Origin of the sequence: Pseudomonas cannabina (genome assembly GCF_900100365.1) — a bacterium.
Classification (GTDB): Bacteria; Pseudomonadota; Gammaproteobacteria; order Pseudomonadales; family Pseudomonadaceae; genus Aquipseudomonas; species Aquipseudomonas cannabina.
In genome coordinates, this window is sequence record NZ_FNKU01000001.1 from 2,680,085 (window position 1) to 2,701,181 (window position 21,097).

23 protein-coding genes and 1 pseudogene are annotated in these 21,097 nt (G+C 59.9%); 14 read left to right on the forward strand and 10 right to left on the reverse strand.

The window, feature by feature from the left end; all coding sequences use genetic code 11:
* Nucleotides 1-19: 19 nt before the first annotated feature.
* Nucleotides 20-1,111, reverse strand: coding sequence for a chorismate synthase (gene aroC / locus BLT55_RS12465; RefSeq protein ID WP_055000496.1), 1,092 nt, complete (start codon nucleotides 1,109-1,111; stop codon nucleotides 20-22).
* A 141-nt stretch (nucleotides 1,112-1,252) separates the two neighbouring features.
* On the opposite strand from aroC, the gene BLT55_RS12470 reads away from it, so the two are divergent.
* Nucleotides 1,253-2,260 (forward strand): alpha/beta hydrolase, encoded by a 1,008-nt coding sequence (locus BLT55_RS12470; RefSeq protein ID WP_055000497.1) that lies wholly within the window; start codon nucleotides 1,253-1,255, stop codon nucleotides 2,258-2,260.
* A 148-nt stretch (nucleotides 2,261-2,408) separates the two neighbouring features.
* Entirely contained in the window at nucleotides 2,409-3,212 is an 804-nt protein-coding gene (locus BLT55_RS12475) for a hypothetical protein (protein ID WP_074800476.1), read from the forward strand.
* A gap of 54 nt (nucleotides 3,213-3,266) precedes the next feature.
* Here the strand turns inward: BLT55_RS12475 and prmB are convergent, their stop codons facing one another.
* The gene (gene prmB / locus BLT55_RS12480; protein ID WP_055000498.1) at nucleotides 3,267-4,175 is read right to left on the reverse strand and encodes a 50S ribosomal protein L3 N(5)-glutamine methyltransferase; all 909 of its coding nucleotides are present in this window, start codon (nucleotides 4,173-4,175) and stop codon (nucleotides 3,267-3,269) included.
* A gap of 249 nt (nucleotides 4,176-4,424) precedes the next feature.
* Between prmB and BLT55_RS12485 the strand changes: the two genes are divergently transcribed.
* The 3 genes from BLT55_RS12485 to BLT55_RS12495 all read left to right on the forward strand — a co-directional run bounded on the left by BLT55_RS12485 (nucleotide 4,425) and on the right by BLT55_RS12495 (nucleotide 6,018).
* Complete coding sequence (locus BLT55_RS12485) at nucleotides 4,425-5,015, forward strand: cysteine hydrolase family protein (protein ID WP_055000499.1); 591 nt, start codon at nucleotides 4,425-4,427, stop codon at nucleotides 5,013-5,015.
* A gap of 82 nt (nucleotides 5,016-5,097) precedes the next feature.
* Nucleotides 5,098-5,415: a hypothetical protein gene (locus BLT55_RS12490; RefSeq protein ID WP_007252169.1), complete on the forward strand. Its 318-nt coding sequence runs from the start codon at nucleotides 5,098-5,100 to the stop codon at nucleotides 5,413-5,415.
* A 45-nt stretch (nucleotides 5,416-5,460) separates the two neighbouring features.
* Nucleotides 5,461-6,018 carry a Smr/MutS family protein gene (locus tag BLT55_RS12495; protein ID WP_007252168.1) on the forward strand — a complete coding sequence of 186 codons (558 nt, stop codon included), beginning with the start codon at nucleotides 5,461-5,463 and terminating at the stop codon, nucleotides 6,016-6,018.
* A gap of 397 nt (nucleotides 6,019-6,415) precedes the next feature.
* Here the strand turns inward: BLT55_RS12495 and BLT55_RS33465 are convergent, their stop codons facing one another.
* On the reverse strand, nucleotides 6,416-6,583 hold the full coding sequence (locus tag BLT55_RS33465; protein WP_167359958.1) for a hypothetical protein: 168 nt from the start codon (nucleotides 6,581-6,583) through the stop codon (nucleotides 6,416-6,418).
* 491 nt (nucleotides 6,584-7,074) lie between these two features.
* On the opposite strand from BLT55_RS33465, the gene folE reads away from it, so the two are divergent.
* Nucleotides 7,075-7,620 carry a GTP cyclohydrolase I FolE gene (folE, locus tag BLT55_RS12510; protein ID WP_054080221.1) on the forward strand — a complete coding sequence of 182 codons (546 nt, stop codon included), beginning with the start codon at nucleotides 7,075-7,077 and terminating at the stop codon, nucleotides 7,618-7,620.
* A 75-nt stretch (nucleotides 7,621-7,695) separates the two neighbouring features.
* A complete protein-coding gene (locus BLT55_RS12515; protein WP_074800482.1) occupies nucleotides 7,696-8,073 on the forward strand; it encodes a glutaredoxin family protein in 378 nt (125 codons plus the stop codon).
* A 21-nt stretch (nucleotides 8,074-8,094) separates the two neighbouring features.
* Here the strand turns inward: BLT55_RS12515 and BLT55_RS12520 are convergent, their stop codons facing one another.
* The 3 genes from BLT55_RS12520 to BLT55_RS12530 are packed head-to-tail and all read right to left on the reverse strand — an operon-like array spanning nucleotide 8,095 to nucleotide 10,314.
* Complete coding sequence (locus BLT55_RS12520) at nucleotides 8,095-8,481, reverse strand: lysozyme inhibitor LprI family protein (protein ID WP_055000501.1); 387 nt, start codon at nucleotides 8,479-8,481, stop codon at nucleotides 8,095-8,097.
* A 27-nt stretch (nucleotides 8,482-8,508) separates the two neighbouring features.
* Nucleotides 8,509-9,111, reverse strand: coding sequence for a glutathione S-transferase family protein (locus BLT55_RS12525; RefSeq protein ID WP_055000502.1), 603 nt, complete (start codon nucleotides 9,109-9,111; stop codon nucleotides 8,509-8,511).
* Nucleotides 9,112-9,147: 36 nt separating this feature from the next.
* Nucleotides 9,148-10,314: an aminotransferase-like domain-containing protein gene (locus BLT55_RS12530; protein WP_055000503.1), complete on the reverse strand. Its 1,167-nt coding sequence runs from the start codon at nucleotides 10,312-10,314 to the stop codon at nucleotides 9,148-9,150.
* An 82-nt stretch (nucleotides 10,315-10,396) separates the two neighbouring features.
* On the opposite strand from BLT55_RS12530, the gene BLT55_RS12535 reads away from it, so the two are divergent.
* Both BLT55_RS12535 and BLT55_RS12540 read left to right on the forward strand, forming a co-directional pair.
* Nucleotides 10,397-10,867: a MarR family winged helix-turn-helix transcriptional regulator gene (locus BLT55_RS12535; protein WP_055000504.1), complete on the forward strand. Its 471-nt coding sequence runs from the start codon at nucleotides 10,397-10,399 to the stop codon at nucleotides 10,865-10,867.
* 116 nt (nucleotides 10,868-10,983) lie between these two features.
* Complete coding sequence (locus BLT55_RS12540; RefSeq protein ID WP_055000505.1) at nucleotides 10,984-12,177, forward strand: benzoate/H(+) symporter BenE family transporter; 1,194 nt, start codon at nucleotides 10,984-10,986, stop codon at nucleotides 12,175-12,177.
* A 16-nt stretch (nucleotides 12,178-12,193) separates the two neighbouring features.
* Here the strand turns inward: BLT55_RS12540 and BLT55_RS12545 are convergent, their stop codons facing one another.
* A complete protein-coding gene (locus tag BLT55_RS12545; protein WP_074801373.1) occupies nucleotides 12,194-13,126 on the reverse strand; it encodes a S66 peptidase family protein in 933 nt (310 codons plus the stop codon).
* 246 nt (nucleotides 13,127-13,372) lie between these two features.
* On the opposite strand from BLT55_RS12545, the gene BLT55_RS12550 reads away from it, so the two are divergent.
* Nucleotides 13,373-14,380: an NADP-dependent oxidoreductase gene (locus BLT55_RS12550; protein ID WP_055000507.1), complete on the forward strand. Its 1,008-nt coding sequence runs from the start codon at nucleotides 13,373-13,375 to the stop codon at nucleotides 14,378-14,380.
* Nucleotides 14,381-14,523: 143 nt separating this feature from the next.
* Here BLT55_RS12550 and pyrF read toward each other — a convergent pair whose 3' ends face one another.
* On the reverse strand, nucleotides 14,524-15,222 hold the full coding sequence (pyrF, locus tag BLT55_RS12555; RefSeq protein WP_055000508.1) for an orotidine-5'-phosphate decarboxylase: 699 nt from the start codon (nucleotides 15,220-15,222) through the stop codon (nucleotides 14,524-14,526).
* Nucleotides 15,223-15,513: 291 nt separating this feature from the next.
* On the opposite strand from pyrF, the gene eat reads away from it, so the two are divergent.
* Both eat and BLT55_RS12565 read left to right on the forward strand, forming a co-directional pair.
* Nucleotides 15,514-16,878: an ethanolamine permease gene (eat, locus tag BLT55_RS12560; RefSeq protein WP_055000509.1), complete on the forward strand. Its 1,365-nt coding sequence runs from the start codon at nucleotides 15,514-15,516 to the stop codon at nucleotides 16,876-16,878.
* A gap of 139 nt (nucleotides 16,879-17,017) precedes the next feature.
* Nucleotides 17,018-17,185, forward strand: a complete 168-nt coding sequence (locus BLT55_RS12565; RefSeq protein WP_007252154.1) for a DUF2897 family protein — start codon at nucleotides 17,018-17,020, stop codon at nucleotides 17,183-17,185.
* 72 nt (nucleotides 17,186-17,257) lie between these two features.
* Here the strand turns inward: BLT55_RS12565 and BLT55_RS12570 are convergent, their stop codons facing one another.
* The gene (locus tag BLT55_RS12570; protein ID WP_055000510.1) at nucleotides 17,258-18,085 is read right to left on the reverse strand and encodes a substrate-binding periplasmic protein; all 828 of its coding nucleotides are present in this window, start codon (nucleotides 18,083-18,085) and stop codon (nucleotides 17,258-17,260) included.
* A gap of 246 nt (nucleotides 18,086-18,331) precedes the next feature.
* Between BLT55_RS12570 and BLT55_RS12575 the strand changes: the two are divergent.
* A pseudogene (locus BLT55_RS12575) lies at nucleotides 18,332-18,902 on the forward strand (3'-5' exonuclease).
* Nucleotides 18,903-18,985: 83 nt separating this feature from the next.
* Nucleotides 18,986-19,267, forward strand: a complete 282-nt coding sequence (ppnP, locus tag BLT55_RS12580; RefSeq protein ID WP_007252151.1) for a pyrimidine/purine nucleoside phosphorylase — start codon at nucleotides 18,986-18,988, stop codon at nucleotides 19,265-19,267.
* Nucleotides 19,268-19,306: 39 nt separating this feature from the next.
* Here the strand turns inward: ppnP and BLT55_RS12585 are convergent, their stop codons facing one another.
* Nucleotides 19,307-21,076 carry an ABC transporter transmembrane domain-containing protein gene (locus tag BLT55_RS12585; protein WP_055000511.1) on the reverse strand — a complete coding sequence of 590 codons (1,770 nt, stop codon included), beginning with the start codon at nucleotides 21,074-21,076 and terminating at the stop codon, nucleotides 19,307-19,309.
* Nucleotides 21,077-21,097: the final 21 nt, after the last annotated feature.

The window sequence follows — 21,097 nt, forward strand, 5'->3', positions numbered from 1 at the left end:
GCAACCGTGACAGCGCTCATTACAACTGTGCCAGCACAGGCGTATTGACACTGACATCGGCATTCTGCCCGCGATGACGTAGCAGGTGATCGAGCAAGACGATGGCCATCATCGCCTCGGCAATCGGCGTGGCACGAATGCCGACGCAGGGGTCATGTCGACCCTTGGTGATCACGTCGGCGGCATTGCCGTCGACGTCGATGGAGCGCCCCGGCGTTGTAATGCTGGACGTTGGCTTGAGGGCCAGATGCGCAATGATCGGCTGGCCGGAGGAAATACCACCGAGAATGCCGCCCGCCTGATTCGACACAAAGCCCTGCGGCGTCATCTCGTCGCGGTGCTCGGTGCCGCGCTGGGCGACACAGTCGAAACCCGCACCGATCTCCACGCCCTTCACCGCGTTGATGCTCATCAATGCATGCGCCAGTTCGGCGTCCAGGCGGTCAAAGATCGGCTCACCCAGGCCTGGCATCACGCCTTCAGCGACCACGGTGATTTTCGCACCGACCGAGTCCTGGTCGCGACGCAGTTGGTCCATATAGGCTTCCAGCTCAGGCACCTTGTCGGGATCAGCGCAGAAAAAGGCGTTGTCTTCGACCGAATCCCAGGTCTTGAACGGGATCTGGATCGGACCGAGCTGACTCATGTAGCCGCGAATCACAATGCCCTGGGTGGCCAGATACTTCTTGGCGATGGCACCGGCAGCGACGCGCATGGCGGTTTCGCGTGCAGAACTGCGGCCGCCGCCACGGTAATCACGAATGCCGTACTTGTGGTGGTAGGTGTAATCGGCATGGGCCGGCCGGAACAAGTCCTTGATGGCCGAGTAGTCCTTGGACTTCTGATCGGTATTGCGGATCAGCAGGCCGATGGAAGCGCCGGTGGTCTTGCCCTCGAAGACGCCCGAGAGGATTTCGACCTTGTCGGCCTCCTGACGCTGCGTGGTATGCCGGCTGGTGCCGGGCTTGCGCCGGTCCAGGTCACGCTGCAGGTCGTGCAGGTCAAGCTCCAGCCCCGGCGGGCAGCCGTCGACGATAGCGACCAGCGCCGGGCCGTGGCTCTCGCCGGCGGTGGTGACAGTGAACAGCTTGCCGAAAGTGTTGCCGGACATGCGGGCGCTCCGAGAAATCAGCCAAAAAACCAGATCATTGCATCAAGCGCGCCAGTATACGCAGGCTCGCGGTTCAGTTCATCCTCGAACCTTCTGTGACCGCATGCGTCCAAGCGAGACCCCTCCCATGATGGCCTTGCAATGTTATCCGGTATTTTCCTGTTTCGAGTTGCACACTTATTGCGCCTGCTGGCCCTGCCGCTGATCTTTTTCGCTGCCACCGCCAGCGCTGCTGCGCCGAGTGCGGTGCAACGCCAGGTCAGCGTCGACACTGAAAACGGCAAGCTCTACGGCACGCTGATGATGCCGCGCTCGGACAAGCCGGTACCGGTGGTCCTGATCATCGCCGGCTCCGGCCCCACCGACCGCGATGGTAATAATCCCGAAGGTGGCCGCAACGACAGCATGAAGCGCCTGGCGGTGATTCTGGCCACTCACAACATCGCCAGCGTGCGTTATGACAAACGTGGCGTGGCGGCCAGCAAGGCGGTCACGCCGGACGAGCGCAATCTGAGCGTCGAGCGCTACGTTGCCGACGTGCAGCTCTGGGCCAGAGCACTGAAAGCTAACCCGCGCCTGGGCCCGTTGATCCTGCTGGGGCATAGCGAAGGGGCATTGGTCGCCACACTGGCGGCTGAAAAAGTCGGCGCAGCGGCACTGATTTCCGTGGCCGGCATCGGACGGCCGGTGGATCAGGTGCTGCGTGAACAGTTCCAGGAACGTTTGCCCCCGGAATTGTTGCAGCGCAGTAATCAATTGCTCGACGAACTCAAAGCCGGCAAGACCGATGACAACGTTCCGCCCGAGTTGGAGGTGGTGTTCCGCCCCACGGTCCAGCCGTACCTGATCTCGCTGTTCCGCCAGGACCCGGCCGCTGCCTTTGGCGCAGTTAACGTTCCGGCACTGATCGTTCAGGGGCGCAATGACATCCAGGTCGGCGTGGGCGACGCGCTGTTGTTGCAAAAAGCCAAGCCTGATGCGGAGCTGGCGCTGATCGACGGCATGAACCATGTGCTGCGCATCGTGCCCGACGACCTGCAGCAGCAACTGCTGTCCTACCGCAACCCGACCCAGCCGCTGGCCAAAGAAGTGACGTCGCGCATCCTGCGCTTCATCAATGCGCTGCCGGAGGCTGGCAAAAAAAACTGACGGTCATCCGCCCTTCAGTCGCGGGCAATCCGGCCGATAGCTGTTTAACGGCTTTATGTTTGCTACACATGGCCCAGGGTCTGTTCCCGCTTCATAGCGAGCCGGCCGCGATGAAACGGGAACAGACCCTGGGACAGGACCCTTGTTAATGACTGACGCGAAGATCATGACCGAATCCATTGCAGACCCCGCAACGGCCGAAGCCGAAGCTCCGGCAGCACCGCTGCCGTGGGATGACGTCCTGCCCGAAAGCTTTCAGATGTTGCGTCTGGCGCCACAGCCGACCGACCGGAGCACGGGTGGCCGGCCGTTGCGCTTTGTACAGTTCGGGCGTGCCGAGCGACACAGCAAAGAGCTGAGTCTGCTGCGTATCAATGTTCAGTTGCCCGGCCAGCGAGTGCGCAAGGAACAGAACAATCTGGATGTCTGGGCCGACCACGTGACGCGCACGGTACGCTTCGGTCCGCAGCCAGGCTTGCAGATCGAGCCCTGGAATCGGGGTATCGGCCGTTTTCTGATCGCTCACGCCGTGCATTGGGCGCAGAAACGCTGGTCGTCCTATAAGATCGAGGGCGTGGCCCTCGCCAGCAAGGACGGCCTGAATGAAGACACCCGCCTGCGCCGTGATCACTTTTTGCGCACCCTGGGCTTTGAAGTCGTCTACGCCGACGCTCAGCACATGAAAGGCAGTATCAAAGACGTGCACGTCGGCAACTTGCACAGCACCTGGAACAACGACAAAGTGCAGATCGTCGAGATTCTCGAAGCGTCGCAGATGCTGGAGAAGGCCGAGAAGAGCATGATCGAACAGGAAGTGACCATTCGCCAGCACGAAGAGCGGGTTGGCAAATACAAACGCGAGGACGCCAGTCTGCGCTTCACGATTGCCTGCCTGGTGACCTTCGCGGTGTTTCAGGCGGGCTTATTGATCTGGATCGCCACCCACCGCTAGGCCGTTTGCCAGCAAAATAACGAGGGCTGATGCCAGCCCCGTGACCCCCTTACGTCAGACCCGTGCCTGAAACACCGCCTGATGGGCGCGGCACTGCTCGGCCGAGAGCATGAACACGCCGTGACCGCCGCGCTTGAAGTCCAGCCAGGCAAAATCGACCTCGGGGTAAAGCGCCTGCACGTGAACCTGACTATTGCCCACTTCGACGATCAGCAAGCCCTTCTCGGTCAGATGATCGGCAGCCTGCGCCAGCATGCGACGCACCAGATTCAGGCCATCGCTGCCGCAGGCCAGCGCCAGCTCGGGTTCGTGCTGATACTCGTCCGGCATTTCGGCAAAATCTTCGGCATCCACGTAAGGCGGGTTGGAGACGATCAGATCGAAACGCTGCCCCGGCAGGCCGTCGAACCCATCGCCCTGAACGGTGTAGACCCGATCTTCCATGCCGTGGCGCTCGATGTTCTGGTTGGCCACTTCCAGCGCGTCGTAGGAGAGATCGGCCAGGGCCACTTCGGCGTCAGGAAATTCGTCGGCACAGGCAATACCGATGCAGCCGGAGCCGGTGCACAGGTCCAGAATTCGCTCAGGTTCGCTGGCCAGCCAAGGGGCGAAACGCTCTTCGATCAGCTCGGCAATCGGTGAGCGCGGGATCAGCACGCGGTCATCGACAACGAACGACATACCGCAGAACCACGCCTCGCCGAGCAGGTAAGGCGTCGGCACGCGCTCATCGATACGGCGCCTGATCAAGCGCTGCAATTCGGAAATTTCGTCGATCTCCAGACGGCAGTCCAGGTAGCTGTCAGCAACTTCCCATGGCAGATGCAGAGCGCCCAGCACCAGTTGCCGCGCTTCGTCCCAGGCGTTGTCTGTGCCATGACCGAAAAACACGTCTTCCTGATGAAAGCGGCTGACGGCCCAACGGATATGGTCGCGCACGGTACGCAAACGGGAAGTGATCATGAACAAACTCCTTGGAAAAAACGACGAGCCACTGTGAAAGGCCTGGTTGCGAACAACGTCGCACTCTTCGTACCCGACAGGCGTGGAAGTTTCCACGATTCGGCTACCGCCATCAAGGCAAACCGCCATCCAGCATGCCCTTCACCTGCCCTGCAGGCCATAAAAACCGGGGCTTTCAATGGTTGCCATTCCCAGAACGGCTCAGCCAGAGGACAATGTCGCAAAAGCCCCACTCAAAGGAGCCCGTGAATGTCCGATTTAAAGACCATGTTCCAACTCAGCGGCCGTGTGCATGCGCATGCCAACCTGAGCAACGCGACGCTGATCATCATCGACGCACAGAAAGAATACCTCAGCGGCCCGCTGGCCCTGACCGGTGTCGACGAAGCCCTGGCCAATATCGGTCTGCTGGTGGCCAAAGCGCGTGCGGTCAAATGCCCGATTGTTCATGTCCGTAATCTGGGCACCGTGGGCGGCCTGTTTGACCCCCAGGGCGAGCGCGGGCAGCTGGTTCCGGAACTGCTGCCGCAGGGCGATGAGCATCTGATCGAAAAACGCCTCCCCAACGCTTTCAACGGCACCGGTTTACACGAACTGCTGCAAAGTCTGGGTCATCTGGACCTGGTCGTCTGCGGGTTCATGAGCCATTCCAGCATCAGCACCACCGTTCGCGCGACCAAGGATTATGGCTATCGCTGCACACTGGTCGACGACGCCTGCGCAACCCGCGACCTGCCGAGCCAGCATGGCGTGGTCAGTGCTCACGTGGTACACAGAACCGAGATGGCAATCATGGCCGACAACTTCGCGACCCTGGCCCTGACCAAAGACCTGATCTGACTCTGTCGACGGGGCGAAAAAACGCTCTTGCCCAGGCCACAGCGCCGACATTTATCGAGCCGATACCTGCTGAGGAAAAAGCATGAAGACGTCAGGTGGTTTCAATGCACGTCGCTTGCGCAACAAAGGCCAGGGCAACTGGCGCAAACGGATCGGGGCGCTGATCGCACTGCTGCTGGCTGCGCTGGGCATATTGCTGACCGTCGCCGGTGTCTCCAGCCTGATCGGCCATCCGCAGATGCTGGGTGAACTGAATGCCAGCCCGGGCGGCGCCGCGTTCGTTGCAGTGGGTGGATTGCTGGTGTTTTATCTGGGTGTCTGGCTATGGCGTCGCTGCCGTCGCCAACCCGGCGCAAACGGTTTGAGCATCTCTGCTCATTTGCTGAAAAAACACAACTGACCCGCTCGCTCGAGCGGTTAGACTAGCCTCCTTCGCGGAGGCCTCATGCAAGACGACGATTTTTCCCTGTTCAGAAGCGAAACGCGCGGCGTCAAGCCGCTCAAGCATGAACACGCCGATGTCGGCAAACCCAAAGCTGATCGAAAAATGCTCGCCCGCCTGCGTCAGTCCGCGACCGTGCGCACCGACTCGGTGACGGTCGACGGGCTCTCGGACCAGTTTGTCATCGATGTCGGGCCGGAAGATGTGCTGAGCTGGTCACGTGACGGCGTACAGGAAGGTCAGATGCGCAAACTGAAGCTCGGCCAGATCAGCTTCGAAGGCAGCCTCGACCTGCACGGCATGACCGTGGAAGTAGCGCGCGAGACGTTGTGGGAGTTTTTGGCAGAAGCCACAAAACTGGAAATACGCTGTGTGCGTGTCACCCATGGCAAGGCAGTGCGTCTGGACGGCAAGCGTCCGATGATCAAGAGTCACGTCAATACGTGGCTGCGTCAGCATCCGCAGGTGCTGGGCTTTTGCTCGTGCCTGGCCAAACATGGCGGCGCGGGCGCAGTTTATGTAGTGCTCAAACGCACAATGATGGAAGGACGCGACGAGTAATCCTCTTCGCGCCCTTCATTGCTTACCGGGCAGCAGCACGCTGCCCGATTCGGCACTCAGCGCGGGCCAGGACCACCAGGGCCAGGGCCGCCGCCTTCATGGTGCCCGCCACCGCCACCACCGTGCCCACCCGGCCCCGGCCAGAATGGCCAGCAACCGGAAACCGACGACAGTACGATGGCGAACATCGCTATTTTTGCTACTCGACTCAACATCCGGATTCACTCTCTCGACAGGCTATTGATTGATGACCTGCGTCAGACAACGCGGCCTGCCGGAAGTGGGTAGCGATCGGGTTGCTAGTGTGTAAGCGAAGCGATACAAACCATCTTCCGGCTCGCCACTTCTGATACGGACATGCGAAAATCTGTTCTGCAGGTGATATCTGACCAGGCAGTCAGAACCAGATTCTGAACGCAAGCCATGAAACAGCCAGTGCGAACACAGCACCGGATGCAGCAGACACCAGAATATTTCGGGTTTCATGGGCGGGCTTATTACGAACCTCATTGCCCAGTTGCTCAAGGTCTTCGCGCATTTGCTTTATGACTTGATCGTGGCTCATGTTCATCCTCTCTCGGGGTGTCAGGTCAAGCCCGTCGAATGGCCCCGCCTGCACACATTCGCTTGATTCAGCTCAAAGCTCAAGTAGGTTCGGGCGACAGCGTTGGTTGCTCATCGCAAGGCCTATCAACCTGCCAGCTCGCTTTAAACGCTACGGCGTATGTCTCTTCAGTATTCCTGATACGGTCGAGCAGGTCGGTCCGAGCAAAAAACTCAAGGTAAAGTCAAATACCCCAGGCATTACCAAGCGACGGTAGTACAACTGCCGGCAGACCTACGCTACCATGCACGCCACGGCCGGGCTCAACCCCGTGTTCATCGCCAACAGGATAAGGCACAGCATGTAACTGCTGTGGTTACGTACACCAGTTCACTCGGCTCCATCAGCATCAATCGAGGTGGTCGATAATCTGGAAACGCTCCTCGTTGGTACAAAATCGGTACACCCCCAAAAAACGTACCGCTCTGAAACCCACACGGAAACACAGTCCTGTGACACTGGAACAGAATTACACCGCCATACTCGGGCAACTGGGCGAGGACGTATCGCGCGAAGGTTTGCTGGACACCCCCAAGCGCGCCGCCAAGGCCATGCAATACCTGTGTCGCGGTTATGCGCAGACGCTGGAAGAAGTCACCAACGGTGCGCTGTTCAGCTCTGACGCCAGTGAAATGGTGATGGTCAAGGACATTGAGCTGTACTCTCTGTGCGAACACCATCTGCTGCCGTTCATTGGCAAAGCCCACGTGGCCTACATCCCGAAGGGCAAGGTGCTGGGCCTGTCAAAGGTGGCACGGATCGTCGACATGTACGCCCGCCGTTTGCAGATTCAGGAAAACCTCAGCCGTCAGATCGCTGAAGCGATCCAGCAGGTGACCGGCGCATTGGGCGTTGCAGTGGTCATCGAAGCCAAGCACATGTGCATGATGATGCGCGGTGTCGAGAAACAGAACTCGGCGATGATCACGTCGGTGATGCTCGGCGAATTCCGTGAAAACGCCGCCACTCGCAGCGAGTTTCTCAGCCTGATCAAGTGACCCGTTCAGCCTGCGTTCATGTGCTTTGATGCACGTTGAACGGTAGGCCGATTTCTGCCACTGCCCGCACGAGGTATGACCGTGTTCATGAAAGCGTTAAGAGTCGGCCTCGGCCAGCTCGTCATCGGCATCGACTTCCTGACCCGCCCGGGCCGGAAAAAGCGTGATCCTCAGGCTCAGGCGGCCGTCGACGAAGCTGCTCGGGGCCTGACTCTGTATCAGTTTCACGCCTGCCCGTTCTGCGTGAAGACTCGTCGCGCTCTGCGTCGCCTCAACGTTCCGGTTGCGCTGCGCGACGCGAAGAACAACGAACTCGATCGCCAGACCCTGCTCAACGAAGGCGGCAGAATAAAGGTGCCTTGCCTGCGTATCGAAGAAGGTGGAAAGACGGTCTGGATGTACGAGTCAAAGGTGATCATCGACTACCTTGACCAGCGCTTCGGGGCCATCTGAATCCCGACTGCCCGCCGCCTTTCAGCGCGGGCAACCTTCCTCGCGACAGGCCACATAGGCTTTCAGCTGCTTGACCTGCACCCTGGTCTGCCCGGCCAGGCATTGCGAATGCACCAGCGGCCAGATCGAACCTGAATCCTCGGGTTTGCCCGCCTGATACAGGCAATCGGCATCACGCAAAGCGATCCATTTTTGCTGCGCGTCTTTGAGCGCCTGTTTTTTCTCCGGGGTCTGGAGCCAGGCCATCTGCGCCTTGTATTGCTTGTTCAGATCCGCGTCGAGTGTCGCCAGCTCATTGGCGGCACACTTGTTCATGCTCGCCTGATTGGTGTTGCAGTCCTCGGCCTGAGCGGAGCAGCCGACGCCGAGCGCGATGAAGGTGGCGAGAAGAGTCAGTGAAATACGCATAAATTCGTTGCTCTCAAGAGGATCGGATCAGTCCAGCATGCCAATGTAGCCGGGCTGAGCCTGGACCCGCTCCAGCCAGCGGCGGATGCCGGTGTAGGGCGCCAGGTCGAAGCCGCCTTGATGCGCCACGTGAGTGTAGGCATACAAGGCGATGTCGGCGATCGAGAAGTTGTCGCCGACCAGGAAAGGTGTGCGGTCGAGCTGTTGCTCCATGACCGCCAGCGCGCGATAGCCAGACTTCTGCATGGCCCGGTATTCGACCATGCGCTCGGCCGGCAACCCCAGGTAAAACTGGATAAACCGCGCGACGGCTACCGACGGCTCGTGGCTGTACTGCTCGAAAAACTGCCACTGCAACACTTGTGTCCGCAAACGCGGCTCACTTGGCAGGTAGCGGGAGCCATCGGCCAGAAAATTGAGAATCGCATTGGACTCCCACAGGCACGTGCCATCCTCCAGTTCCAGCACCGGAATCTTGCCGTTGGGGTTCTTTTCGAGAAACGCCGGGGTCTGGGTTTCGCCGCCGAGAATATCCACCGGCACCCACTCGTACGCGCTGCCCAGCAGGCTGAGCATCAGCTTGACCTTGTAGCAATTGCCCGAATTGTAATCACCGTAAACCTTGTACATCGCCCTGCTCCCTTGGTGTGTTCGGGTTGGATCGGATCAAGCCGCTTGCAGATTCTGTGCTGCACGCACGACAGATGCCAGTCGTTTTATGCCTTCATCCAGACGCGCCGGGTCGATATGACTGAAATTGAGCCGCAGATAACCGGGGTTGGCGTCCGGGTCGGCGAAGAACGGCTCGCCCGGCATGAAGGCGACATCCTGCGCCAGCGCCGCATCCAGCAAGGTGCGGGTATCCAGCGGCTGCTTGAGGGTCAACCAGAAGAACAGGCCACCTTGCGGGCTGTTCCACACGGCCAGATCGGTAAAATGCTGTTGCAAGGCGCTTTCAAAGGCGTCACGTCGACCGCGATAGAACTCGCGCAGCGTTACCAGATGCTCACGATAGTGCTCGGTACCGATCCACTGCAAGGCCTGCCATTGTCCCAGACGATTGGTGTGCAGGTCGGCAGACTGTTTCAACCGCAGCAGGTGCGGAAACAGATCGGGGCTGGCGATCAGATAACCCACTCGCAGACCGGGAAGCAGCGTCTTCGACACCGTGCCGGTGTAGATCCAGCTGGCCTTTTTCAGACTGCTCACGATCGGCCTGGCACTGCCACCGTCAAAGGTCAGCTCGCGGTACGGTTCATCCTCGATGAGCGTCACGCCGAACTCGTCCAGCAGGGCCGCAACCGCGTCGCGGCTGGTCTGGCTGTAGCGCACCGCCGACGGGTTCTGGAAGGTCGGAATGAGATAGGCAAAAGCCGGAGTGTGCCGCTCCAGCCGTTGGCGCATGACCTGCAGATCCGGGCCTTCTGCGAGCAGAGGCACCGTGATGCAGTCGGCACCGAACAGCTGGAATATCTGCAACGCAGCCAGGTAGGTCGGCGCTTCCAGCAACACCTTGGTACCCTTGTCGATGTAGAGTTTGGCGGCCAGATCCAGCGTCTGCTGTGAACCGCTGACCACCATCACCTGACTGGCTTCACAGGCGATTCCCAATGCACGCGCTTCGGCCGCCAGTGCTTCGCGCAGGGCAGGCTCGCCTTCACTCATGCCGTATTGGCCCAGCGCGACCGGCATATCGGCCCACTCGACCTTGGGCAGCATCGACTCGGCAGGCAGTCCACCGGCGAACGACATCAACTCCGGGCGCTGGGCGGCGGCGAGGATCTCGCGAATCAGCGAGCTTTTCAGACGGGAAACGCGTTCGGAGAATGCCATGTCGATTACCTGTAGCCGGGGCGAATGAAAATAAGTCAAACTTGTTGACTAAAATTACGACGCGCCAACCGGATACGTCAATATGCTTGACCTTAAAAAACCAGCCAATCAGCAAATGGCAATGGAGGCGTTCTTCTTCGGCTATCAGGCGTTCACTGCCAAAGCTGACGAAATGCTCGCCTTGCGCGGCTTCAGTCGGGTGCATCAGCGCATCGTGTTTTTCATCGCCCGCTATCCCGGCCTGAGCGTCAAGGAGCTGCTGACGGTACTGGGCGTCAGCAAACAGGCACTCAATGCGCCGCTGCGCCAGCTGATTGCAATGAATCTGGTGAACAGTGCTGCACCTGAGGCCGACAAGCGCAAGCGGCTGCTGGCGCTGACCGCAGACGGCGCCCGCTTCGAGGAGGCGCTGCGGCGCGAGCAGGTCAAGCTGCTGCAGCGCGTGTTTGGTGAAGCGGGCCAGGACGCGGTGGATGGCTGGCTGACGGTCAACCGCGCGCTGGGCCAGACGCTGCAATCCGGGGCGTGCCCGCCAGGTGCCGACGACGAGTGAGCGAGCCTTTTGCAACTGTGCTGGCATTTGCTCGTATCGCTGTATCGTAGAATCGCGCACGCATCCGTTTAGGCTTGGCGTCCATTGTTACCTGCCCGCTGCAAGGATCGCCCTCCATGAACCAGACCCTGAAGGTGCCGCTGCGCCCGCTGGCCGACTCATCGCCGTCCGCCATGGTCGCCGGCTTCATCGCCATGATGACGGGCTGCACCAGTTCGCTGGCGCTGATCTTCCAGGCCGGACAGGCGGCGCAGTTGAGCAGTGTGCAGGTTTCTTCGTGGCTGTGGTCTTTGTTCGTGGGCATGGCTGTGTGCAGCATCGGCCTCTCGTTGCGCTATCGCACGCCCATCACCGTGGCATGGTCGACCCCCGGCGCGGCGTTGCTGATCACCAGTCTGGGTGGCGTCAGCTACCCGCAGGCGGTCGGTGCGTTCATCACCAGTGCGCTTCTGGTCGTTCTGTGCGGCGTAACCGGCACATTCGAACGGCTGGTGAGACGCTTGCCCGCTTCATTGGCGGCAGCCATGCTGGCAGGCATTCTGTTCCGGATCGGCAGTGAGATTTTCGTCGCGGCCCAGCACCGTACCAGCCTGGTGACGGGCATGTTCCTCACTTATCTGCTGGTCAAGCGCGCCTCGCCACGTTACTCGGTACTGCTCGCCTTGCTGGTTGGCATTGTGATCTCCGGCCTGTCGGGATTGCTCGACTTTGGCGGGATGGCTCTGGACGTGGCTGTGCCAGTATGGACAACACCGGAATTTTCCTGGGCGGCCACCGTCAGCATCAGCATTCCGCTGTTCGTGGTAGCGATGACCTCGCAGAACATGCCGGGCGTGGCTGTGTTACGCGCCGACGGTTATTACCCGCCCACCTCGCCGCTGATTTCGACGACCGGAATTGCCTCGCTGCTGACCGCACCGTTCGGCTGCCACGGGATCAATCTGGCAGCCATCAGCGCGGCGATCTGCACCAGCCCGCATGCTCATCAGGACAAGACGAAGCGCTACACCGCAGCGATCTGGTGCGGCATTTTTTACGGCATCGCCGGCCTCTTTGGCGGGACCCTCGCGGCGCTGTTCAGCGCGTTCCCCAAAGAGCTGGTGCTGTCGATTGCAGCACTGGCGCTGTTCGGCTCGATCATCAATGGCTTGACGGTCGCCATGGCCGAACCGAAACAACGCGAACCTGCATTGATCACCTTCATGGTAACTGCATCGGGCATGACGCTGTTTTCCATCGGCTCGGCATTATGGGGCATCATCGCAGGCGTGGTGACGCTGCTGATTCTGAACGCGCGCAAGGCTGATTGAGCCTGCGCCTCGCACTTCAGCGGGCGGCTGCGGACACCAGCAGGGTGCCAGCATCTGCATCGAGGATTGCCGGCATCCCCAGTGGCACGGCCTGATTGAGGTCGCCATGGCCGACCGGCAAGCCGCCGAGTACCGGGATGCCCAGGCCGCCCAGCCGCTCCAGCAAGACATGCGCAGGGCTGATGGTGCCGCCGGTGTTCGCGGCCGGGGTGAACTCACCGACAGCAATGCCCGCCAGTCGCCCGAGAATGCCGCAGTTACCCAGATGGGTCAGCATGCGGTCAACCCGATAGGCGGGCTCGTTGACTTCTTCGATGAGCAGAATGGCACCGGTGAAGTCCGGCATGAACGGCGTACCGACCGAGGTATCGAGTATGCACAGGTTACCGCCGAGCAGCAGGCCTTTCGCACTGCCCGAGGTCCGTACACTGGCGGTCGGCGAACCGGGATCGGCCTTGAGCAACACGGATTCGGTACTCATCAGCACCTGACGCATACCGCTGACGAACAGCCCACCGCGTTCCAGTTGCGCAGCGATGGGCCCGTGAATGGTCGCCAGGCGCGCATGGTTCCATAGCGCGCCGTGCAGGGCGGTGATGTCGGAAAAGCCCGTCACCAGCTTCGGGTCGCGGCGCACGGCATCCATGTCAACTTGCTGCACGATGCGCTGCACACCATAGCCACCGCGCGTGCAAAGCACTGCGCGAATTTCCGGATCAGCCAGTGCCGCATTGAGGTCAGCGAGCCGCTCCTCGTCGGTCCCCGAATAGAACGAATAAGCACCCAGCGCATGAGGGTAGACACGCGGCCGTAGCCCCCAGCTCTTCAGGACCTCGACGGCCGCTTCGACCCTGGCAGCGGCGACCGGCCCGGCAGGCGATACCAGCGCCACGGCGTCACCTGCACGCAGAACTTGAGGTTGAAGGGTGTGCAGACTCGTCACGGGCATTGCAGTCATCCGGGCATTCATTGAGCGGACAATGTAGAGCACCGAGGCAGGCGACTCAAGCCGCGCAGGCGCCCGGCGTGCGTCGCTCTGTGAATCGACTTGAACGCCACAGCCTGAGCGGACTCCTATCAACCACATGGATCAAACGGCATTCGCTCGATGATCGCTTGTTGCCTGAAGCTGCTTGCCGGACCAGTGTTGCGAGCGTTTGAATCCATTCTTGAACCATTTTTACGAGGCCCTGCCATGACTGATCGTTCCAACCGCCAGTTTCTGCTCGCCAAACGCCCTTCGGGCACTGTGCGCCGTGATGACTTCACCTATCAGACTGTCCCGGTGACTGCCCTCGCCGACGGCCAGATTCTGGTCAAAAACAAATACCTGTCCCTGGACCCGGCCATGCGTGGCTGGATGAACGAGGGCAAGTCCTACATTCCGGCCGTGCAACTGGGCGAGGTCATGCGCGCACTGGGTGTGGGCGAAGTGCTTGAATCGAAAAACCCTAAATTTACCGTCGGCGATCATGTGCAAGGGGCCATCGGTGTTCAGGATTATTTTATCGGTGAGCCCAAGGGTTTCTACAAGGTAGATACCCGCCTGGCTCCGCTGCCACTGTATCTGTCGGCGCTGGGCATGACTGGCATGACTGCTTACCTGGCGCTGCTGGACGTCGGTCAGCCAAAAAGCGGCGACACGGTGCTGATCTCCGGCGCAGCAGGTGCCGTTGGCAGCGTGGCCGGGCAGATTGCCAAAATCAAAGGCTGCCGGGTCGTCGGTATCGCCGGGGGCAAAGAGAAATGCCGCTTGCTGACTGAAGAGTTGGGATTCGATGCGGCGATCGACTACAAATCCGAGGACGTGCTGGACGCCGTGAAACGCCACTGCCCGGACGGTGTGAATGTGTACTTCGACAACGTGGGCGGCGACATTCTGGACGCTGCACTCAGCCAATTGGCGGTCGGCGCACGCGTGGTGATCTGCGGTGCCATCAGCCAGTACAACAACACCACTGCTGTCAAAGGCCCGGCCAACTACATGTCGCTGCTGGTCAACCGCGCACGCATGGAAGGCTTCATCGTGCTTGATCACGCGGACCGCTTTGCAGAGGCTGGCCAGGTCATGGCGGGCTGGATCAAGGAAGGTAAGCTGAAGAGCAAAGAGCATATCGAAGAGGGTCTGGAGACATTCCCGGAGACCTTCCTGAAGCTGTTTACCGGTGACAACTACGGCAAGCTGATATTGAAAGTGGAATGAAGGCAGCTGTTCTGTGCTGCACGCGTACCTGAATGACTCTCGTGCCAGTGCGGTGGCACGAGAGTGAGATCATCGTTCCGCACGCTCCAGCATGCGAATGCAGTTCGAGAAGCTCTGCGTCGCACAATAATCGGGGTGAGTGATCAGGCCAGTTCGGCGACCACTGCGGCCAGTGCCTTGGTCGGGTCGGCGGCCTGGCTGATCGGGCGGCCGATTACCAGGTAGTCGGAGCCTGCGTCCAGTGCCTGGCGCGGAGTCAGAATGCGGCGCTGGTCGTCTTGCGCGCTGCCCGCCGGGCGGATGCCGGGGGTAACCAGTTGCAGTGACGGGTGGGCCGCTTTCAACGCCTGCGCCTCCATCGCAGAACAGACCAGCCCGTCCATGCCGGCTTTTTCAGCCAGCGCCGCCAGGCGCAACACCTGCACCTGCGGATCGATGTCCAGACCGATACCGGCGAGGTCTTCGCGCTCCATGCTGGTCAGCACTGTCACACCAATCAGCAAAGGCTGCGGGCCGGTGCGCTGCTCAAGCACTTCACGGCATGCAGCCATCATGCGCAGCCCCCCGGAGCAGTGCACATTGACCATCCACACGCCCATTTCTGCCGCCGCCTTGACGGCCATGGCGGTGGTGTTGGGAATATCATGGAATTTGAGATCCAGAAACACTTCGAAGCCCTTTTCGCGCAGGGTTTCGACGATGTCCGATGCGCAACTGGTGAACAGCTCCTTGCCCACCTTGACCCGGCACAGCGTGGGATCAAGTTGATCCGCCAGCCGCAGAGCGGCTTCGCGGGTCGGAAAATCCAGGGCGACGATGACAGGAGTCTGGCAGGCGGACATGAGCGTGGTCTCAGGTAAGTCGAAATCGGCGCGCATTGTAGCCGAACCGGCGAACGGGCGGGACCCGTAGATCGGTATTTGCCCGGATCGCCGCAAAAAACCCAACGATTCCCTGCACTTGCAGCGAACACTCGTGCGCTCGATTGCACCAAACCTGCACAAGGGAATGAATCGATTAACCCTGGCGTTCTGCAAACGACCTCTTTTGAAGCATTACGACGGCCGTTCATGCACTGGCACGGCCTCTGCAACAGGATGTTTCAACGATGACAGAACCTCAGGGAGACGATAATGAGTACTCAACTCAAGCCTACGCTTGGCACGCTTCATCTATGGGGGATTGCGGTCGGGCTGGTGATCTCCGGCGAATACTTCGGCTGGAGCTACGGCTGGGGCGTGGCGGGTACGCTGGGCTTTTTGGTAACAGCCCTGATGGTCGCGACCATGTACACCTGCTTCATCTTCAGCTTTACCGAACTGACCACCGCGATCCCTCACGCCGGTGGCCCGTTCGCTTATAGTCGCCGTGCCTTTGGCGAGAAAGGCGGGCTGATCGCCGGTATGGCGACGCTGATCGAATTCGTCTTCGCGCCACCGGCCATCGCCATGGCCATCGGTGCCTATCTCAATGTTCAGTATCCGGGTCTGGACCCCAAGCACGCCGCCGTCGGAGCCTATATCGTATTCATGGCGCTCAATATCGTTGGCGTGAAACTGGCCGCAACCTTTGAACTGGTGGTGTGCATTCTGGCGGTTGCCGAGTTGCTGGTGTTCATGGGCGTGGTCGCGCCGGCCTTCAGCTTCAGCAATTTCGCCCTCAATGGCTGGGCGGGTTCGCAGACGTTCGGGCCTGAAGCGATTGCCGGCATGTTCGCGGCGATTCCATTCGCGATCTGGTTCTTTCTGGCCATCGAAGGTGCCGCCATGGCGGCTGAAGAAGCCAAGGACCCGAAACGTACCATCCCGAAAGCGTACATCAGCGGGATCATCACCCTCGTGGTGCTGGCCCTCGGCGTGATGCTGTTTGCCGGTGGCGTGGGCGACTGGCGCACCCTGGCCAACATCAACGACCCGCTGCCGCAAGCCATGAAGGCAGTGGTCGGTGACAGCTCCGGCTGGCTGCACATGCTGGTGTGGATTGGCCTGTTTGGCCTGGTTGCCAGCCTCCACGGCATCATCATGGGCTACTCGCGCCAGTTCTTCGCCCTCGCCCGCGCCGGCTACCTGCCTGCCTCGCTGGCCAAACTGTCACGCTTTCAGACACCACACCGGGCGATCATTGCCGGCGGCCTGATCGGCATCGCCGCGATTTACAGCGATGGCCTGATCAACCTGAGCGGCATGACCTTGACGGCTGCGATGATTACCATGGCCGTGTTCGGCGCAATCGTCATGTACATCATGAGCATGCTCAGCCTGTTCAAACTGCGCAAAACCGAGCCTAAGCTGGAGCGCACGTTCCGCGCTCCGGGCTACCCGGTGGTGCCTGGCATTGCCCTGGTTCTGGCGGTGGTGTGCCTGGTGGCAATGGCCTGGTTCAATTTGCTGATAGGCCTGATTTTTCTGGGCCTGATGGCGATCGGCTTCATCTACTTCAGCCTGACCGCCCGCTCGCGCGCCGAGGCTCCGGCCGATGCGATGCTGACTGGCCGATAATCGCAAACAGACTCTCCCCATGCTGTGTGCAAACAGTGTTGCGTGCAAACAGTCTTGCACGCAACGCGCTTGTGGCGCGTACACTTGAACCATTGAGCAGCCTCGCTGCTCAAACCGGTATCACAACAAGGAGAGCGCTATGCCCTGGTATGCCTGGTTAATTCTGCTCGTAGCCATCGGCTCGATTGTCGGCGGTCTGATGATGCTGCGCGACACAGCCAAGAAACTGCCCCTGACCGAAGAACAGCTCAAGCGTGTTCATGAGCGCAATGCGGAAATGGACGCCAAGGACGCCAGAGACCGCTGAGTCAGCAAAGGTGGCAGATCGTTAACGCTGTCACCCTTCCCTCTTTGCCCCTGTATCTTTCTTGCACGTGCCTTATTGCACAGCAGAGCTGGTACTCATCGGCAGTACCTTGATATGCAACGGCTGAAAGATATCCGCCAGCGTTCCCGCACTGCGCAGCTGCTCCAGCAATACGGTGAAGTGCGCGACGTCGATATTGCCGTTGGGGCGCAATAAGGCATATTGCCGATAAATCTGGTCAACACGGTCGGACACCATCAATTGTCCGGCTTCGTCCTTGTTATGGGCCATGAAGTCAATCAGATAGGAACGGGTCACTGGCGCAATATCCACTCGCCCGCGCACGACCATCAGCAGATTACTGTCGTGAGAGTAGGTCGAGGTAATATTGAAGTGCTCGTTCAGAAACTTCTGATCGGTATTGAAGTTGGCAAAACCGTAGTGATACCCGGAAAACACGGCCAGGCGCTTTCCGGACAGCGTGTCGAAATAGTCCTGTTCACGACCTTCCGCCCGCCGGGCCACGTACACCTCGGCATCTTCAAGGCCCATGTCGACGGTTTCATGGGGAATGTCTTTCCAGCCCCAGTCAGGGTTTTCAAAGATCGCGATGTCGAAACGGCCTTCAGTAAAATCGCGAAAGCGCCGTGCCACTGAGGTCGGGATCATCACGAACTGGTAATCATCCTGCGCAGCGTTCAAGGCGGCGATCAGGCGCGGCAACAGACCGGTGTCTTCACCTTTTTCGGGACGCACCATATATGGCGGGAAATGCACCGCAGCCAAACGCACCACTTGCGCTGCGAAACACTGCGAACCCGTCAACAGCAAGAGCAGCAGACAGACGCCCACTGCCGCGCTGCGCAGTTGCCCATTGATTATCACTGCAAGTCTTTTCATAAAAACAACATTAATCAAAGCCCCCCACGCTATGCGGTTTCCCTGATTTAAACAACTGTCAAATCACCGGCGTCAGCGAGTTTGAAGTACTGTCTGCTTTATACGTGCAATAAACTGGCACGCTGCAACAACGCGGTATCGCTTGATCAGTATCGAGGCAGACAGGACCAGCGGTGCGACAGAGACCGGCACAGCGGGTCAATGTGGCTACGCTGTAGTCATTCAACAGGGTAAGGGAGCTTGATAATGCCACATTGGCTGGTGATTGATCTGGAGGCTACCACCGAAGAGGGTGGCTGGCCGGTCGCAGAAATGGAAGTCATCGAGATAGGCGCGACGCTGGTCAATCAGGACGGGCGCGAGCTGGATCACTTCGAGCGCTTCGTACGTCCCGTCCGCAGGCCGCTGCTGACCCATTTCTGTCGCGAACTGACCCATATAACTCAGAGCAACATCGACAGCGCCGCACCGCTCACCGCCGTATGGCCGCAGTTCGAACGCTGGCTTGCCCATCATCGCGCTCGCGTGGTGGGCTGGGCGAGCTGGGGGGATTACGATCGACAGCAACTGGAAGAGGAATGGCGCAACCATCAACTCGACAGCGCCCTGTCCAGCATGCCTCACGTCAATCTCAAGCAGCGCTTTGCCCAGGCTCGTCACCTGCAAAAACCGCTGGGCCTGAACAGCGCCCTGCAATTGGCCGGCATGCAGTTTTCCGGTCAGCAACACAGAGCACTGGTCGATGCGCGCAACACCGCGAGGCTGCTGCCGCTGATTCTGACCAACTGAACATTCATGCTTGCGGACGACACTCTAATGACACTCTAATCAGGCGTGACGGGGTTTGGCGGGTTGGGCATACTGGCGAGCCATTTCCAGCCCTTTCATAAGGAACCGCTCATGTTCAAGGTCAACGAGTACTTCGACGGCACCGTCAAATCCATCGCCTTCAGCCAGGCCGAAGGTCAGGCAACCATCGGCGTCATGGCCGCGGGCGAATATGAGTTCGGCACTGCACAGCGGGAAATCATGCACGTTATTTCCGGTGAGCTGAATGTGAAACTGCCTGACAGCAGCGACTGGGAGACTTTCTCCACCGGCAGCCAGTTCAAGGTACCGGCAAACAGCAAGTTCCAGCTCAAGGTCAGCGTCGATACCGCTTACCTGTGTGAATATCGCTGAGACCGATCAGTGGGAGGTCATCGCCTACCCTTTGACGGCTCACTCCTTGTCAGCGTTGAACTGCAACGCCGCCAGGCGCGCGTACAGCGGGTTACTGTCGATCAACTGCCGATGCGTACCCACTGCCACCAAGCGCCCCTGATCCATGACGGCAATGCGGTCGGCGTTCTGTACCGTGGCCAGACGATGCGCAATCACCAGCGTGGTGCGGCCCTGCATCAGGCTTGGCAGGGCTTGCTGAATCAAGTGCTCACTCTGTGCATCCAGCGCACTGGTCGCTTCATCCAGTAACAGCACCGGCGCGTCGACCAACAATGCCCGGGCAATCGCCAGACGTTGCCGCTGCCCGCCCGACAGCCCCAGCCCGCCTTCGCCCAGATGGGTGCGATAGCCATCGGCCATTTCCAGGATGAACTCGTGGGCATGGGCGATTCTGGCGGCGGCTTCTACCTGCTCGAAACTGGCATTCGCGTTGCCGTAGCGGATGTTGTCCTCGACGCTGCCAAAAAACAGGGCTGGTGATTGCGAGACCAGCGCGAAACAGCGACGCAGGTCATGAGGATCAAGCTGTGCGCAGGCCATGCCTTCGATCAGAATCCGCCCTTGCACTGGATCATAAAAGCGCAGCAGCAGGTCGAAGATCGTTGATTTGCCCGCCCCGGACGGCCCGACCAGCGCCAGCGTCTCGCCGGGCTCCACGCTCAGGGTCAGGTTGTCGACGGCGTTGCGCTCCGGTCGCGAAGGGTAAGCGAAGCTGACGTTCTCCAGCGCCAGACGTCCACTGATACGCTGCGGCAGGATCAGCAGATCGGTCTTCGGCGCGCGGATTTCGTTGCGTGCCTGGAGCAGTTCACCGATACGCTCGGCGGCACCTGCGGCGCGCTGCAACTCACCGATCACTTCGTTCAAGGTGCCAAACGCCATGCCTACCACCAGCGCATAAAACACGAACGCCGCCAGTTCGCCACTGGAGATGCGGCCGTTGATCACGTCCATGCCGCCCACCCACAACATCACGGCCACCGCCCCCAGCACCAGAACGATGACCAGCGTAATCAGCCAGGAACGTTGCAAAATCCGTTTGCGTGCGGTGTCAAAGGCCTGTTCGACGGTCTGCGAAAAGCGCTGTTTGTCCTGCTGCTGATGGTTGTAGGCCTGAACCGTCTTGATCTGCCCCAACGCCTCGGCCACATAGCTGCCAACGTTGGCGACCCGGTCCTGACTTTCGCGCGACAGGGTGCGCACCCGGCGACCAAACATGAGGATGGGCGCGATGATCAGCGGCAGGGCCACCACCACGATACTGGTCAGCTTGGGGTTGGTGATGAACAGCAACACGATGCCGCCAATCACCATCAACGCATTGCGCAGAAACATCGACAGCGATGAACCGATGACCGATTGCAACAAGGTGGTATCGGCGGTCAATCGCGACTGAATTTCCGAGCTGCGGTTGTTTTCATAGAAGCCCGGATGCAACTCGATCAGGTGGTCGAAGACTTTCTTGCGCAAGTCTGCGACCACACGCTCGCCGATCCACGACACGAGGTAGAAGCGGGCAAATGTCCCGATGGCCAGGCCGACCGTCAACAGCATGAACAGCCCGATCGAGCGTTCGAGCAGTTGCGCAGAACGGGTCATGAAGCCTTGGTCGATCATCAGTCTGATGCCCTGCCCGATCGACAGTGTAATGCCGGCGGTGATGACCAGCGCCAACAAGGCACCCAGTGCCTGCCAGCGATACGGAGCAATGAAGCTTGCGGCCAGACGTATGGCCTGGCGCTGACGCCCGGAAACCCGTGAAATCATTGAAAATAACCCGCCTGTCTG

What these genes read in the sequence shown, in the direction of transcription:
- BLT55_RS12570 (WP_055000510.1), bottom strand. Translation starts at nt 18,085, where the DNA reads ATGAAAAGACTTGCAGTGATAATCAATGGGCAACTGCGCAGCGCGGCA.
- BLT55_RS33465 (WP_167359958.1), bottom strand. Translation starts at nt 6,583, where the DNA reads ATGAGCCACGATCAAGTCATAAAGCAAATGCGCGAAGACCTTGAGCAA.
- BLT55_RS12535 (WP_055000504.1), top strand. Translation starts at nt 10,397, where the DNA reads ATGCTTGACCTTAAAAAACCAGCCAATCAGCAAATGGCAATGGAGGCG.
- BLT55_RS12515 (WP_074800482.1), top strand. Translation starts at nt 7,696, where the DNA reads ATGACCGTGTTCATGAAAGCGTTAAGAGTCGGCCTCGGCCAGCTCGTC.
- BLT55_RS12470 (WP_055000497.1), top strand. Translation starts at nt 1,253, where the DNA reads ATGTTATCCGGTATTTTCCTGTTTCGAGTTGCACACTTATTGCGCCTG.
- BLT55_RS12520 (WP_055000501.1), bottom strand. Translation starts at nt 8,481, where the DNA reads ATGCGTATTTCACTGACTCTTCTCGCCACCTTCATCGCGCTCGGCGTC.
- BLT55_RS12550 (WP_055000507.1), top strand. Translation starts at nt 13,373, where the DNA reads ATGACTGATCGTTCCAACCGCCAGTTTCTGCTCGCCAAACGCCCTTCG.
- eat (WP_055000509.1), top strand. Translation starts at nt 15,514, where the DNA reads ATGAGTACTCAACTCAAGCCTACGCTTGGCACGCTTCATCTATGGGGG.
- ppnP (WP_007252151.1), top strand. Translation starts at nt 18,986, where the DNA reads ATGTTCAAGGTCAACGAGTACTTCGACGGCACCGTCAAATCCATCGCC.
- BLT55_RS12540 (WP_055000505.1), top strand. Translation starts at nt 10,984, where the DNA reads ATGAACCAGACCCTGAAGGTGCCGCTGCGCCCGCTGGCCGACTCATCG.
- BLT55_RS12485 (WP_055000499.1), top strand. Translation starts at nt 4,425, where the DNA reads ATGTCCGATTTAAAGACCATGTTCCAACTCAGCGGCCGTGTGCATGCG.
- BLT55_RS12585 (WP_055000511.1), bottom strand. Translation starts at nt 21,076, where the DNA reads ATGATTTCACGGGTTTCCGGGCGTCAGCGCCAGGCCATACGTCTGGCC.
- BLT55_RS12495 (WP_007252168.1), top strand. Translation starts at nt 5,461, where the DNA reads ATGCAAGACGACGATTTTTCCCTGTTCAGAAGCGAAACGCGCGGCGTC.
- BLT55_RS12530 (WP_055000503.1), bottom strand. Translation starts at nt 10,314, where the DNA reads ATGGCATTCTCCGAACGCGTTTCCCGTCTGAAAAGCTCGCTGATTCGC.
- pyrF (WP_055000508.1), bottom strand. Translation starts at nt 15,222, where the DNA reads ATGTCCGCCTGCCAGACTCCTGTCATCGTCGCCCTGGATTTTCCGACC.
- prmB (WP_055000498.1), bottom strand. Translation starts at nt 4,175, where the DNA reads ATGATCACTTCCCGTTTGCGTACCGTGCGCGACCATATCCGTTGGGCC.
- BLT55_RS12565 (WP_007252154.1), top strand. Translation starts at nt 17,018, where the DNA reads ATGCCCTGGTATGCCTGGTTAATTCTGCTCGTAGCCATCGGCTCGATT.
- BLT55_RS12475 (WP_074800476.1), top strand. Translation starts at nt 2,409, where the DNA reads ATGACTGACGCGAAGATCATGACCGAATCCATTGCAGACCCCGCAACG.
- BLT55_RS12525 (WP_055000502.1), bottom strand. Translation starts at nt 9,111, where the DNA reads ATGTACAAGGTTTACGGTGATTACAATTCGGGCAATTGCTACAAGGTC.
- aroC (WP_055000496.1), bottom strand. Translation starts at nt 1,111, where the DNA reads ATGTCCGGCAACACTTTCGGCAAGCTGTTCACTGTCACCACCGCCGGC.
- BLT55_RS12490 (WP_007252169.1), top strand. Translation starts at nt 5,098, where the DNA reads ATGAAGACGTCAGGTGGTTTCAATGCACGTCGCTTGCGCAACAAAGGC.
- BLT55_RS12545 (WP_074801373.1), bottom strand. Translation starts at nt 13,126, where the DNA reads ATGCCCGTGACGAGTCTGCACACCCTTCAACCTCAAGTTCTGCGTGCA.